Here is a 12,802-nt window from a genome sequence, read left to right as displayed (position 1 = left end):
TCCGACGGGAGGGCCGCACCATAACAGCGCGGCTCCGGCTTGCGCAATCCTGATGCGCAGGCTGCGTACATGCCATTTCCCGCCCGGAATTAAAGGAAGTTATTCCTCGGTGCAGGTCGCGGGGTCGGGACCGGTGCGGTGGCTGGGGCTGTCCAGTGCCGCAAGGTCACGCATGTCCTCATCCGTCAGCTTGAAGCTGAATGTCTGCAGGTTGGCGCGCATGCGTTCGGGATGTGCACTTTTGGGAATGGGCACCGAGCCGGTCTGTACTATCCAGCGCAGCATGACCTGTGCGGGGGTCTTGCCATGACGTTCCGCCACACGGTTGAGGACCGGATTCTCCATCACCGCACCCCGGCCCAGCGGACTCCACGCTTCGGTCAGGATACCGTGCTTGCGGTGCATGGCGCGCAGGCCCGACTGCGCGAAATCGACGTGCATCTCGATCTGGTTGACGGCGGGCACCACGCCGGTTTCGTCAATCAGGCGCTGGATGTGTTCGGGCAGGAAGTTGGACACCCCGATGGAGCGTACATGGCCATCCTTCTGCAACTGGATCATTGCCTTCCAGCTTTCCACATACAGGTCCTTGGCCGGAAGCGGCCAGTGGATGAGGTAGAGGTCGACATAACTCATCTTGAGCCGTTCAAGGCTGCGTTCGAACGCGCGCAGGGTGCTGTCGAAGCCATGGTCGGCCCCGCGTAGCTTGGTGGTGACGAAAATATCCTCACGCCCGACATCGAAACTGAGCAGCCCCGTACCCACCCCGCTTTCATTGCCGTAACGCGCCGCGGTATCGAACAGCCTGTACCCCGCCGCCAGCGCTTCACGCACCGCCGCTTCGGCCTGCGGGTTATCCAGTGGATAGGTGCCGAAACCGATCGCGGGAATCCTGTATCCGTCATTGAGGGTAAGCAGGGGAATCGTGGTCATGGTCATTCCTTCGCCAGACGCTCCCGGCAGCAACTGACCCCGCGCGGGCGGCGGGGCGGCGATCTGGCCGGGGCAGGACGTGTCGCCTATGGTCAGGGTAACGATGCCCGGCCCCGTTTGGTTTATGCCCAGTTTTCATTACTGGGCTGCATATGGTTCATTGTCCCCGCTCAGAAAGGACAGACATGACCGATACCCCCACCCCGCCTGCCGCCGATCTTCACCACACGATCCTGACGATCGATACGCATATCGACATCCCGTGGCCCGACCGGAACGATTTCGCCACTGGCGCGCCGTCGCGCCGGGTGGACCTGCCGCGCATGCGCGCCGGTGGGCTGGGGGCGGCGTGCCTTGTGGCCTATGTGGGACAGGGCGCGTGCGATGCGGCGGGTCATGCCGCGGCGTCGGACCGGGCGCTGGCCATGCTGCGCGTAATCGCGGACACCGGCCAGATACCGGGCGTGCGGGTATGCGATACAGTCGAGGGCGTACGCGCCGCCCATGCGGCGGGTGACATCGTCATTATTCCCGCCGTCGAAAACGGCTACACGATCGGCGAGAACCTGTCCCTGATCGCCGCGTTCCGCAAACTGGGCGCGCGGTACATGACGCTGACCCATAACGGGCATAACCGTCTGGCCGATTCGGCCCGGCCGATGCAGCACCTGCAGGACCCCGAAAGCATCCATGGCGGCCTGTCGGCGCTGGGCCGCGACGCGGTGGCGGAAATGAACCGCCTTGGCATGCTGGTCGATGTTTCCCACACCGCGCGCAGCACGATGATGCAGGCCGTCGAACTGTCACGCGCGCCGGTATTCGCCAGCCATTCCTGCGTGCGTGCCCTGTGCGATCATCCGCGCAACCTTGATGATACGCAGCTTGACGCGCTGAAGGCGTGTGGCGGAGTGATCCACATTACCGCCATGGACGCTTTCCTGCGCCCGCGCGACGTGCGCGACACGCGGGCCGTGACCGTGGCGGATTTCGTGGACCATATCGATTACGCCGTGCAGCGAATCGGTATCGAACATGTCGGCATCTCGTCCGATTTCGATGGCGGCGGCGGAATACGCGGCTGGGCCAATGCTGCTGAATCCGGCAACCTGACCGCCGAACTGCTGCGGCGCGGCTATGATCGCGACCAGATCGCGGCGCTGTGGGGAGAGAATTTCCTGCGCATCATGAAGCAGGCGGAAGAGGTGGCGGACACGATCGCGTGACCGTCATATCCCGCCCGCTCTGGATCACGCGCGCCCAACGGGCTATATCCTGTGCCGTACTGACCGAATATGGAACAAGAAATGACCACCAGCACTGACTACAAGGTCAAGGATCTCTCGCTTGCCGAGTGGGGACGCAAGGAAATCTCGATCGCGGAAGGCGAAATGCCCGGCCTCATGGCGCTCCGTGAGGAATACGGCGCGTCCCAGCCGCTGAAGGGCGCGCGGATCGCGGGGTGCCTGCACATGACGATCCAGACCGCCGTCCTGATCGAGACCCTGACGGCGCTGGGGGCCACGGTCCGCTGGTCGTCATGCAACATCTTCTCGACGCAGGATCAGGCCGCGGCGGCCATCGCAGCCACGGGCGTGCCCGTCTTCGCATGGAAGGGCCTGACGGAAGACGAATTCAACTGGTGCATCGAGCAGACCGTCCGCGGTCCCGATGGCTGGACGCCGAACATGATCCTGGATGATGGCGGCGACCTGACCGTCCTCATGCACGACAAGTATCCCGAGCTGCTCAAGGACGTGCGCGGCCTGTCGGAAGAGACGACAACGGGCGTCCATCGCCTGTGGGAAATGGAAAAGAAGGGCACGCTCAAGGTTCCCGCCATCAACGTCAATGACAGCGTGACCAAGTCCAAGTTCGACAACCTGTATGGCTGCCGCGAAAGCCTGGTGGACGCCATCCGCCGTGGCACGGACGTGATGATGGCCGGCAAGGTTGCCGTCGTTGCCGGTTATGGCGATGTGGGCAAGGGTTCCGCCGCGTCCCTGCGCAACGCGGGCTGCCGCGTGCTGGTGACCGAAGTGGACCCCATCTGCGCGCTGCAGGCCGCGATGGAAGGCTACGAGGTCGTGACGATGGAAGAAGCCGCCCCGCGTGGCGACATCTTCGTAACCGCCACGGGCAATGTGGACATCATCACGCTCGACCACATGCGCGAGATGAAGCACCGCGCCATCGTGTGCAACATCGGTCACTTCGATTCCGAAATCCAGATCGGCGCCCTGCGCAACTTCACGTGGGACAACATCAAGCCGCAGGTGGATGAGGTCGTCTTCCCCGATGGCAAGCGCCTGATCGTGCTGTCCGAAGGCCGTCTGGTGAACCTGGGCAACGCGACGGGCCACCCGTCCTTCGTGATGTCCGCGTCCTTCACCAACCAGACGCTGGCGCAGATCGAACTGTGGACGGCACCGGCGGGCAAATACGAAAACAAGGTCTACACCCTGCCCAAGGTACTGGACGAAAAGGTTGCCGCACTCCATCTGGCGAAGGTGGGTGCCCACCTGTCCCGGATGACCAAGGAACAGGCAGCCTACATTGACGTGCCCGTAAACGGCCCGTTCAAGAACGACCTGTACCGTTACTAAGCACCGCCAGAGTCCCTGATATACGCTTGACCGGTCCGGCACCCGCCGGGCCGGACCCTGCGATGGAGAGAGAATATGAGCATCTTCGGTTCAATCATGTCCAAGATCTTCGAATATACGGGACTCAGCCACGCTGATGCCGCGACACCGGCGGCAGCGCCCGCTGCTGCCCCGGCCGCCGCTGCGGCTCCGGCTGCTTCCGCCGCCCCGGCCCAGCCGGTGGACGTGGATGCGGTTCTGGCCGCCATGGCCGCCAGGAACCCCGAAAAGCTGAACTGGCAGACATCCATTGTCGATCTGATGAAGCTGCTCGGGCTGGACAGTTCCCTTGCCGCGCGCAAGGAACTGGCGTCGGAACTGCACTACACCGGCGACACCAGTGATTCCGCGTCCATGAACATCTGGCTGCATGCCCAGGTGATGCAGAAACTGGCGCAGAATGGCGGCAAGGTCTCCCCCGACCTGATGAAATGACGCCAGGCGGGACGGGCGCGCGTGGCAGCCAGCCATCGCGCGCCCGTTTTGCATACCGGCCCCACCAAGCGACACGACAGCCGCCACGATACGCGGCATGACGGAAGGATACGCGATGGAGACCGTGCCCGATTTTCCCATGACGGACAGCGCAACCCTGTCGTCGGGCATGTCATCAGCCTCTTCCGTGTCCAACGGTCTGGTCTGGGCCATTGCCTGCCGCGCAGGCCAGAAGCCTGAACGCCTGACCGATGAACAGATCGCCCGCGCGCTTGAAGGTGGCGACCCCGCCACACCGGGGACATGGGTCTGGCTGCATTACGATATCGTCCATACATCCACCCGTGCCCACATACAGGCCATACCCTGCCTGCCCGAAGAAGTGCGTCTGGCGCTTGGCAGCACGGACCGGGGTACGAATGTGGAAGCCGAGGGCGACATCGTATATGGCGCGCTGCCCGGCTTTGACGATGCCATGTCGGAAGATGACAAGAACCTTTCCGCATGGCGTTTCGCGGTCCTGCCGACCCTGCTCATCACCACCCGCCGACAGCCGGTGCCGGCGCTGGGAGTGGTCTATCGCACGCTCCAGCGCATCGAATCCTTTAATTCCCCTGCGGAAGTGGTCGATTATACACTGCTGGAATTCGCCGATACCGTCCGCCGCAACATCGCCATGCTCGATGACCAGTTGGACCGCGCGGAAGACCTGCTGCTGACACTGGACCAGCACACGGATTTCGGTCGCATAAGCGGACTGATCGGTCGGGTCCGTCGCCGTTCGACCGAACTGCGGCGCGTGATTTCGCCCGTGGACCGCATTTTCCATAACGAGGATCTGGAACTGCCCGAATGGGCGGAAGATGACATACGCGACCGGTCGCAACGCCAGATCCACGCGGCGCTTGATGACCTTCTGGCGCTACAGGACCGCGCGCGCTCGCTACAGGACGAACTGGCATCGGGACAGGCGGAAGAAACCAACCGCCGCCTTTATACCGTGTCGATCGTGACCACCCTCATGCTGCCCGCCACATTCGTCACCGGCTTTTTCGGCATGAATACAGGGGGCATGTTCCTGGCATCCGGCGCGATGGGCACGGTGGAGGCCGGTGGGATCTGCTTCCTGTTCATGATGATTACGTGGCTGCTGCTCAAGGTCATGAAACTGCTCTAGGCGGGCAACAGACGGGCTGCCTGAAAGACCGGCCTGCATGCCAGATCAGGGCGCAGCGCCCCTCATGTCGACGATAGCAGGCCCCTGCCCGGCATGATGTCATGAAGGGCATAGGCGCCGTATGGGGCTGTAGTGACAGGCCATGATTACGGGATGGCCGCGATGCCGAATGCTGCGCCCCGCAGGCGGAAGAACCCTTAATGGATTGAATTGAGGCCCAAACGCAAAAAACGGCCCCGAAAGGCCGTCTTTTAATCCGCTGATCTTCCGTAGAAGATCTGGAGCGGGCGATGGGATTCGAACCCACGACCCCAACCTTGGCAAGGTTGTGCTCTACCCCTGAGCTACGCCCGCGCTCCGCGTCGGTGAGGCGGTTTCTAAGCCAATGCCGCAGGGTGCGCAAGGGGGTAAAATGCTTTTTTCGAAGTTTTTTTCATCGGGGCAGAAGGCGGTTGCGGGTACGGCCCGGAATGCCAATCTATTACGCAGCGATATGAATCAGTCCCCATGGGTATCCGGGCCACAGCACCCACCCCATGGTGGCCGCACACCGACAGGATACAGAACCAGATGGACTACATTATCGGCCAGACACCCCGGCCTGCCAGTTCCGGTCCCGCAGCCGCCAGCCCCGCTGGCGCACCGGACCCGGTCATGGACGGCACGCAGAACACCTTCATGCGCGATGTGGTGGAAGCCAGTCGTAACCTGCCGGTGCTGGTCGATTTCTGGGCGACATGGTGCAAGCCGTGCAAACAGCTTACGCCTGTTCTGGAAAAGGTGGTGCGTGCCGCAGGCGGGCGCGTGCGGCTGGTGAAGGTGGATGTGGACGCCAACCAGGCGCTGGTGCAGCAGCTTGGGCAGATCGGGCTGCCGGTGCAGTCCGTGCCGCTGGTCGCGGCTTTCTGGCAGGGACAGATACTGGACCTGTTTCAGGGCGCCAAACCGGAAAGCGAAGTGCGCCGCTTCATCGAAAACGTGCTGAAGGCAGGCGGCGGCGCCCTGCCTGCCGCCGACCTGATCGATGCGGCCCGTGCCGCGATGGAGGAAGGCCGGGCGGAAGCCGCTGCCGGGCTGTTTTCGCAGGTTCTGGAAATCGAGCCCGAGAACCCTGCCGCATGGGGCGGCCTTGCCCGCGCGCTGATTGAAATGGGCGATGAGGAGGGGGCTGAGACGGCGCTTCAGGATGCGCCCGCGTCCATCGCCAGCCATGCCGAGATCACGGGTGCCAGGGCTGCGCTGGAACTCAAGCGCGAAGGCCGCAAGGCCGCCGAGGAAGCGGAGGAGATCCGTGCCCGTCTGGCAGCCAACCCCAGGGATTACGCAGCCCGCTTTGAACTGGCCGCCGCCCTGAACGCGGCAGGCAAGCGCGCGCAGGCCGCCGATGAACTGCTGACCATCATGAAGGCGGACCGGACGTGGAATGACGACGCGGCCCGCCTGCAACTGATCCGCCTGTTCGAGGCATGGGGCCAGACGGACCCCGACACCATCGCCGCGCGGCGGCGCATGTCCTCGCTGCTGTTTTCGTGACGCGGCATGACAACAGGGGAAGTGTCATCATCCATGATGACATTCCCCGTCACATTCCGCAGCTTGGCGACATCACGCTGGCGGATTTCCCGGCGGAACTGGGGCTGTTCCCGCTTGATGAAGCGCTGCTGCTGCCGCAGGGCCGCCTGCCGCTGAACGTGTTCGAACCCCGCTATGTCGCGCTGGTTGAAGACGCGCTGGCCAGCAACCGCCTGATCGGCATGATCCAGCCCCGCCCGCTGGAAGGGATGGGGGATACCGGTCCCGGTGACGATACCGTCACCGATCCCGGCATGGATGACGGCTACAGCGATACCCCGCCCCTGTATGGAATCGGGTGCGTGGGGCGGATCACCGCCATGACCGAACGGGTGGATGGCACCTACGCCATTACGCTGACCGGCATCGCGCGTTTCCGCCTGCTGCGCGAGACGGCGCTGCGCCGGGGCTATCGGGTGGGACGGATCGACGTATCCTCCTTCGTATCGGACCTGACGGATAGCGGGGATGACATTCCCTTTGACCGGGAAGGGCTGCTGAACGCGCTGCATGATTTCTGTGAGGCACAGGGCGTGAGCACGCATTGGGAAGCCCTGCGCCAGATGGATGATGCCGCCCTGCTGGTCACGCTGCCCATGATCTGCCCGTTCGGCACGGCGCCCCGGCAGATGATGCTGGAAGCGCCCACCCCGGCCGCGCGCGCGCAGATCCTGCGCAATCTGCTGGACGGGGCTGGACACGAACCCGATGAGGGTGCATCCCCCTCGTAACTGATGTCGCATGTAATACTGCAACCTGCACGGGATATGCCGCCATGACTGAAAAGCCACCCGCACCGCCACTTGATCCCCGGCTGCTGTCCGTCCTTGTCTGCCCCGTGACCAAGGGGCCGCTGGTCTATGACCGCGAGGCTGGCGAACTGATCAGCAAGCGCGCCGGACTGGCCTTTCCGGTCCGCGATGGCATTCCCATCATGCTGCCCGACGAAGCCCGCCGACTGGACGCCTGAACCACAGCCCTGCCGCCCGTGTCTCCAGTCAGGGACACGGAACCGGCAGTCAGTTTCATGGTTTTACGCCGCCGGGGGCACCGGCATACCGTCGATCAGACGCACGCCATCCAGCCATGCCGCCGCCAGCAGGCGCGCGGACATGCCCGGTGGAAGGGCAGTCAGGGGCTGCAGGTCGGCCTCGGCGCGCAGTTCGACATATTCCACGCGTTCAAATCCTGCCGCCGTCAGGTCCTGCGCGACTTTCGCCAATGCGGGGACGACCTCCGCGCCGCCCGCGATTGCCCGTGCGCAGGCTTCAAGCGCACGCGGCAGGGCCACCGCCGCCTGCCGCATGGACGCGCCCAGCCGGCGATTGCGCGATGACAGGGCCAGCCCGTCCGCTTCGCGCAGGGTGGGGCAGGATATGATCTCGACGGGCAGGTCAAGGTCGGTCACCATGCGACGGATGACCTGCACCTGCTGGAAATCCTTCTCCCCGAAAAAGGCGCGATCGGCCAGCGTCTGCATCAGCAGCTTGCACACAACCGTCGCCACGCCATCGAAATGGCCGGGACGCATGCCGCCGCACAATCCCTCCGACACGCCGGATACGGTTATGCGCGTGGCGAAGCCGGGCGGGTACATCTGCGCTGCCGTCGGGGCGTACAGCACGTCCACGCCCGCATCGGACAGAAGGCGCGAATCCGCCTCAAGCGTGCGGGGATAGGTTGCGAGATCATCGGCATTGTCGAACTGGATCGGATTGACAAACACCGTCACGATCACGCGGTCCGCCTGCTGCCGCGCGGCATGGACAAGGGACAGGTGACCCGCGTGCAACGCACCCATTGTCGGGACCACCGCCACACGTTCCCCTGCCTGTTTCCATGCCCTGACCCGCGCGCGCAATGTGGCCACGGTGCTGAGGGTTTCCATCGGCTGCATTCACCCGGTTCCTTATCCACATCCCGCAACATGCGGGTGCATGGCGGGCGTGTGCTGCTTAACACCATTGTCCCCCCCCATGTGAAGGGCGTGGTGAAGGGATGGCTTTTCTGCTATGTCCACCCTTGCGTCATGCAGGAGGTTTTTTTGGCCCGTTTTCTTCCCGTTCTTGCTCTCTGCGGCATTGTGCTGTCACTGGCGGCATGCGCCAGCAATACGCCGGGATCGGTCAGGGACCGTTCGACATGGGCACGCTGGGGCTATGCCGAAGGGGTGAAGAACGCCGCCTCCCACTAACGCGGCCCTCTTTGCCTGCCGCACGTTACATGACTGCCCTGCCTTACCTTCAGCTACGGGATGCCGGTTCTGCCGGCTGCTTGACTGTATGACCGATACTTCCGAACCCGCATGGTTCCCCATCGCGCTGCGGCTGGACGATGTCCGGGTGCTGGTGGTGGGCGGCGGCATGATCGCGGCGAACAAGGTCCGGCTTCTGCTGGCCCACCGGGCGAAGGTGGATGTCATCGCCACCCGTCTGGACGATGAAATGCGGCGGTGGGGGGAAGACGGCACGATCACCCATATCGCCACCACTGCCGATGAAGGCGCCCTGCGCACTGCCCTGCCGGGCTGCCGGCTGGTCTATGCCGCAACCGACGACCGCGAAACCAACCGCGCCGTGGCCGCCATCGCGCGTGAGATGAACATTCCCGTCTGCGCGGTGGACGACCCGCAGCCTTCCACCTTCATCACCCCGGCCCAGATCCATCGCGGCCTTGTCCGCATCGCCATATCGACCGGCGGCGCGGCCCCGGTACTGGCCCGCCGCCTGCGCGAGCAGGTCGAAAGCTCCATACCCGAAGGCACGGGCGAACTGGCCATCTTCATGCAGCAGCAGCGCGAATATGTGGGGCAGGCCTGCCCCGACATTTCACGCCGCAGGCGGGTATGGGAAACCTTCCTCGATGGTGCGGGCGCGCAGGCCGCCCGGCAGAACGAGACAGCCCGCGCGCGCGCCATACTGGATGACATCATCGCCGGCACCACCACGCGTGGTGAGGTCTGGCTGGTTGGCGCGGGGCCGGGGGACCCGGACCTTCTGACGCTGCGCGCGCTGCACATGATGCAGAACGCCGATTCCGTGCTGTATGACCAGTTACTCTCCCCCGCCCTGCTGGACCGGGTACGGCGGGATGCGGAACTGGTGTTCGTGGGCAAGCGCCGCAACCGGCACACCATGCCGCAGGAAGAAATAAACGCCGAGCTGGTACGCCGTGCGCAGGCGGGCCAGCGCGTGCTGCGGCTGAAGGGTGGCGACCCGTTCGTGTTCGGGCGGGGGGGCGAGGAAATCGAGGCCCTGCTGGAATCCGCCATACCGTTTCAGGTCGTGCCCGGCATTACCGCCGCCAATGGCTGCGCGGCCTATGCCGGTATCCCGCTGACCCACCGCGACTGCGCGCAGGCGTGCATGTTCGTGACCGGCCATGCCCGTGCCGACGGGACGCTGCACCTGCCATGGGACAGCATGGCCCGACCGGGACAGACCGTGGTGATCTACATGGGCGTATCCGCCCTGCCCGCGCTGTGCGCCAGACTTGAGGAACATGGATTGCCCGCCGACTGGCCCGCCGCCATTGTCGAACGCGGCACAAGGGCGGACCAGCGTGTGCTGACCGGCACCCTCGCCAGCCTGCCCCGGCAGGCCGCAAGCGCAGGCGTGGGCAGTCCGGCGCTGATAATCGTGGGGGAAGTCGTCCGGCACCGGGTCATTTCTCCCGCCTGACCGCATGACGCCACGGTGCTGCCGTACACGATTTGTTATGAATTTACGGCAACTTTCATTGTATTGAGCGCAATGAGCCACTGAACGGTCAGGGAGGCCATGCCAGACTTACCGGCAGGAAACGCACGCAGCGCACACGCTGTCGCCCGCGCGTTCTTACCATGGATAGATCGCCTTCCCCCCGGCTGGATGGGTTTCAGCCTGCGCACATGGTGTTCGCTTGTCCTCGGGCTGGCGACCGCTTTCTGGGTCCAGATCGACAACCCGCTTCTGGTCGGCGTTACGGTCATGATCCTGGCCCAGCCATTGCGGGGACAGGCCCTGTCCAAGGCGTTTTACCGGCTGCTGGGTACCGTGGTGGGCATGGGTGTGTCCATCGTGCTTGTGGCGGTGTGGAATGAACAGCGTGGGCCATTCCTTGGCGGGGTCGCGCTGTGGCTTGCCGCCTGCGCGTTTGTCGGCTCGCTGGAACGCGACTTCCGTTCCTATGGCGCGCTGCTGTCGGGCTATACCGTCGCCCTTGTGGCGGTAAACTGCATCGACACGCCCCAGAATGTTTTCAACGTGGCCGTCTCCCGGGCTTCAGCCATTTCCATCGGGGTGTTCGCGGTGGCGGTGGTCAATATCCTCTCCGGCTCGCCCGAGGCATGGCGTGGCCTTGCGGACGGGCTTGAAAAGCTGACCCAGCCCATCAGTGCCACGGCACGCGCCGCCCTGCTGCATCTGTATGACCGGGGGGCACAGGCGGACGTGAAGCTGGGGTCACGCATTCTCGCCCTGACCACGCGCCTGTCCTATGCCCGCACGGAACTGGAACGGGGTGGCGCACGCGCCAACGGAGCGCGTCTGGCCATGGTGTCGATGCTCAACGTACTGGACTGCGCGCGCGGACTGGGGCGGCAGGCCGGTCGCGCCAACATCGACCCCGTGATTGACGACGCCATTGCCCGGACCGCCCGGCAACGGGAACTGCGCGGCGATCAGGTGGCTTTCACCATCCATATCCTCAATACCATCCGCGCGGATCTGCCCGGTCATGTGCCCAATGCGGACGAAGCCTTCGCCATCGAACGCGCGGCGCGCATGCTGGCCGCACGCATCAATTCCCATGTGGGCCAAGCCATGCTGGCGGGCACAAAGAAGGTGGATGCCCATTGCGGAACCATCCCGATCGCCACCCAGCCCAATTACGGACTGGCGCTGATCGGCGCGCTGCGGGTACTGATCGGCTTTTCGTTCGCGGCGGGTGTATGCGTAATAACCGGCCTGCCGGGGGCGACCGTCGCGCTGGCCCAGACCGCGCTGACGCTGACACTGGCGGCAACCAATGTGGATACGGCCCGTTTTGGCATGGGGGCCGTAATCGGCATCCCGTGCAGCGTGCTGGCCGCGGCCGTGCTAAACTTCATTGTCCTGCTGCACGGGGCGGACATGCCGTTCCTTGCGCTGAGCCTGCTGCCGCAGACATTTATTGCGTGCCTGCTGCTGATGCGGCCCGCAACGGCTGCGATCGGGTTCAATTACGGTGTCTTCTTCTTCGCCATACTGGGGCTGGACAATCACCAGAGCTACAACCCCACCGAATTCCTCAACCGCAACATCTTCTACCTGCTGGCGGCACTGCTGGCCTTCATCATTCTTGTCCTGCTGTTTCCCCCTTCCCCGCGCAGGCAGCGGTTCTGGATGGCCGCGACCATCGTGCGTGCGCTGGAGCGCCAGATGAAGGGCCATGGCGAAGTACAGGGTCCCGCCCATCTGACCCGCAGTTTTGACCGGCTGGCGCAGATGCAGTTCTGGACCGAGCGGCTGCCCGCCACCGGCAGCAGCCGCAACCAGATCGAAAGCTTTACCGCCCTTGCGGAGCTGGACATGGCCCTTGCACGCGCCCGCGCCTATGCAAGGCAGGCACGCGACATTGCAGCACTGCGTCCCGCCGCCGAAATGGCGGAACGCGAACTGGTGGTACACGCCCCGATGGCCATGAACGAGCAGATACACAGGGCGCTGGATGCCGTTCCCGCCCCTGCGGTGGACCAGCCGTTACCGACACAGGTTGCGGCCATAAACCTGCTGGCCGGGCTGAACGCCGCGCTGCGTGCATGGCAGGTCGCCCTGCCCCGCCTGCGCCATTACGGCATCGTCAACATGAAGAAGGGGCTGTGATGCGGCAGGTTGTCGATGTGGAAGGCGTGCTGGTTTCGGCCTTCGTCATGAATCTGGGGCTGGCGCTGTGCACGCTGCTGGTGCTGCGTGGCCTGCTGTCATGGCTCAACCTGTGGCGGTTCATATGGAACCCGCCACTGGCGCAATTCGGGCTGCTGATCTGCCTTGTCGGCCTGTATACACTGATCCTGTGAAAGAAT

13 protein-coding genes and 1 tRNA gene are annotated in these 12,802 nt (G+C 64.2%); 11 read left to right on the top strand and 3 right to left on the bottom strand.

What is annotated here, in order from left to right; genetic code table 11:
- Window positions 1-99: 99 nt before the first annotated feature.
- Window positions 100-933, bottom strand: coding sequence for an aldo/keto reductase (locus tag CFR79_RS06385; protein ID WP_371207704.1), 834 nt, complete (start codon window positions 931-933; stop codon window positions 100-102).
- A 185-nt stretch (window positions 934-1,118) separates the two neighbouring features.
- Between CFR79_RS06385 and CFR79_RS06380 the strand changes: the two genes are divergently transcribed.
- From CFR79_RS06380 to CFR79_RS06365, 4 genes are all read left to right on the top strand, one after another.
- Window positions 1,119-2,156, top strand: coding sequence for a dipeptidase (locus CFR79_RS06380; protein ID WP_110547287.1), 1,038 nt, complete (start codon window positions 1,119-1,121; stop codon window positions 2,154-2,156).
- 81 nt (window positions 2,157-2,237) lie between these two features.
- On the top strand, window positions 2,238-3,536 hold the full coding sequence (ahcY, locus tag CFR79_RS06375; RefSeq protein ID WP_110547323.1) for an adenosylhomocysteinase: 1,299 nt from the start codon (window positions 2,238-2,240) through the stop codon (window positions 3,534-3,536).
- Between the two features lie 75 nt (window positions 3,537-3,611).
- A complete protein-coding gene (locus tag CFR79_RS06370; RefSeq protein WP_102325390.1) occupies window positions 3,612-4,010 on the top strand; it encodes a DUF3597 domain-containing protein in 399 nt (132 codons plus the stop codon).
- 97 nt (window positions 4,011-4,107) lie between these two features.
- On the top strand, window positions 4,108-5,187 hold the full coding sequence (locus tag CFR79_RS06365; protein WP_110547286.1) for a transporter: 1,080 nt from the start codon (window positions 4,108-4,110) through the stop codon (window positions 5,185-5,187).
- 279 nt (window positions 5,188-5,466) lie between these two features.
- On the opposite strand, the gene CFR79_RS06360 is transcribed toward CFR79_RS06365, so the two are convergent.
- A tRNA-Gly gene (locus CFR79_RS06360) sits at window positions 5,467-5,541 on the bottom strand.
- A gap of 216 nt (window positions 5,542-5,757) precedes the next feature.
- Between CFR79_RS06360 and CFR79_RS06355 the strand changes: the two genes are divergently transcribed.
- From CFR79_RS06355 to CFR79_RS06345, 3 genes are read left to right on the top strand one after another with little or no spacing between them, the layout of a single operon-like run.
- Window positions 5,758-6,720: a tetratricopeptide repeat protein gene (locus tag CFR79_RS06355; protein ID WP_102325388.1), complete on the top strand. Its 963-nt coding sequence runs from the start codon at window positions 5,758-5,760 to the stop codon at window positions 6,718-6,720.
- Window positions 6,717-7,490 carry an LON peptidase substrate-binding domain-containing protein gene (locus CFR79_RS06350; protein ID WP_102325387.1) on the top strand — a complete coding sequence of 258 codons (774 nt, stop codon included), beginning with the start codon at window positions 6,717-6,719 and terminating at the stop codon, window positions 7,488-7,490. The genes CFR79_RS06355 and CFR79_RS06350 overlap by 4 nt, the downstream gene beginning before the upstream one ends.
- A 44-nt stretch (window positions 7,491-7,534) precedes the next feature.
- Window positions 7,535-7,729: a Trm112 family protein gene (locus tag CFR79_RS06345; protein ID WP_102325386.1), complete on the top strand. Its 195-nt coding sequence runs from the start codon at window positions 7,535-7,537 to the stop codon at window positions 7,727-7,729.
- 63 nt (window positions 7,730-7,792) lie between these two features.
- Here the strand turns inward: CFR79_RS06345 and panC are convergent, their stop codons facing one another.
- On the bottom strand, window positions 7,793-8,647 hold the full coding sequence (gene panC / locus CFR79_RS06340; protein WP_110547322.1) for a pantoate--beta-alanine ligase: 855 nt from the start codon (window positions 8,645-8,647) through the stop codon (window positions 7,793-7,795).
- Window positions 8,648-8,803: 156 nt separating this feature from the next.
- Here panC and CFR79_RS15825 point away from each other — a divergent pair, with 156 nt between their 5' ends.
- The 4 genes from CFR79_RS15825 (at window position 8,804) to CFR79_RS06320 (ending at window position 12,796) form a co-directional block, all read left to right on the top strand.
- Entirely contained in the window at window positions 8,804-8,953 is a 150-nt protein-coding gene (locus CFR79_RS15825) for a hypothetical protein (RefSeq protein ID WP_162900424.1), read from the top strand.
- Between the two features lie 88 nt (window positions 8,954-9,041).
- Window positions 9,042-10,439, top strand: coding sequence for a siroheme synthase CysG (cysG, locus tag CFR79_RS06330; protein ID WP_110547284.1), 1,398 nt, complete (start codon window positions 9,042-9,044; stop codon window positions 10,437-10,439).
- Between the two features lie 189 nt (window positions 10,440-10,628).
- Window positions 10,629-12,602 (top strand): FUSC family protein, encoded by a 1,974-nt coding sequence (locus CFR79_RS06325; RefSeq protein WP_258373434.1) that lies wholly within the window; start codon window positions 10,629-10,631, stop codon window positions 12,600-12,602.
- On the top strand, window positions 12,602-12,796 hold the full coding sequence (locus tag CFR79_RS06320; RefSeq protein WP_102325382.1) for a DUF1656 domain-containing protein: 195 nt from the start codon (window positions 12,602-12,604) through the stop codon (window positions 12,794-12,796). Before CFR79_RS06325 ends, CFR79_RS06320 begins: the two co-directional genes overlap by 1 nt.
- Window positions 12,797-12,802 lie beyond the last annotated feature (6 nt).

This window comes from Komagataeibacter saccharivorans, assembly GCF_003207825.1.
Classification (GTDB): Bacteria; Pseudomonadota; Alphaproteobacteria; order Acetobacterales; family Acetobacteraceae; genus Komagataeibacter; species Komagataeibacter saccharivorans.
This window is presented reverse-complemented; position numbering and strand designations above follow the sequence as displayed.

Bases quoted from the DNA above. Each gene is read 5' to 3' on its own strand.
- CFR79_RS06385 (WP_371207704.1), bottom strand. From the start codon at position 933: ATGACCACGATTCCCCTGCTTACCCTCAATGACGGATACAGGATTCCC.
- CFR79_RS06380 (WP_110547287.1), top strand. From the start codon at position 1,119: ATGACCGATACCCCCACCCCGCCTGCCGCCGATCTTCACCACACGATC.
- ahcY (WP_110547323.1), top strand. From the start codon at position 2,238: ATGACCACCAGCACTGACTACAAGGTCAAGGATCTCTCGCTTGCCGAG.
- CFR79_RS06370 (WP_102325390.1), top strand. From the start codon at position 3,612: ATGAGCATCTTCGGTTCAATCATGTCCAAGATCTTCGAATATACGGGA.
- CFR79_RS06365 (WP_110547286.1), top strand. From the start codon at position 4,108: ATGACGGAAGGATACGCGATGGAGACCGTGCCCGATTTTCCCATGACG.
- CFR79_RS06355 (WP_102325388.1), top strand. From the start codon at position 5,758: ATGGACTACATTATCGGCCAGACACCCCGGCCTGCCAGTTCCGGTCCC.
- CFR79_RS06345 (WP_102325386.1), top strand. From the start codon at position 7,535: ATGACTGAAAAGCCACCCGCACCGCCACTTGATCCCCGGCTGCTGTCC.
- panC (WP_110547322.1), bottom strand. From the start codon at position 8,647: ATGGAAACCCTCAGCACCGTGGCCACATTGCGCGCGCGGGTCAGGGCA.
- cysG (WP_110547284.1), top strand. From the start codon at position 9,042: ATGACCGATACTTCCGAACCCGCATGGTTCCCCATCGCGCTGCGGCTG.
- CFR79_RS06325 (WP_258373434.1), top strand. From the start codon at position 10,629: ATGGGTTTCAGCCTGCGCACATGGTGTTCGCTTGTCCTCGGGCTGGCG.
- CFR79_RS06320 (WP_102325382.1), top strand. From the start codon at position 12,602: ATGCGGCAGGTTGTCGATGTGGAAGGCGTGCTGGTTTCGGCCTTCGTC.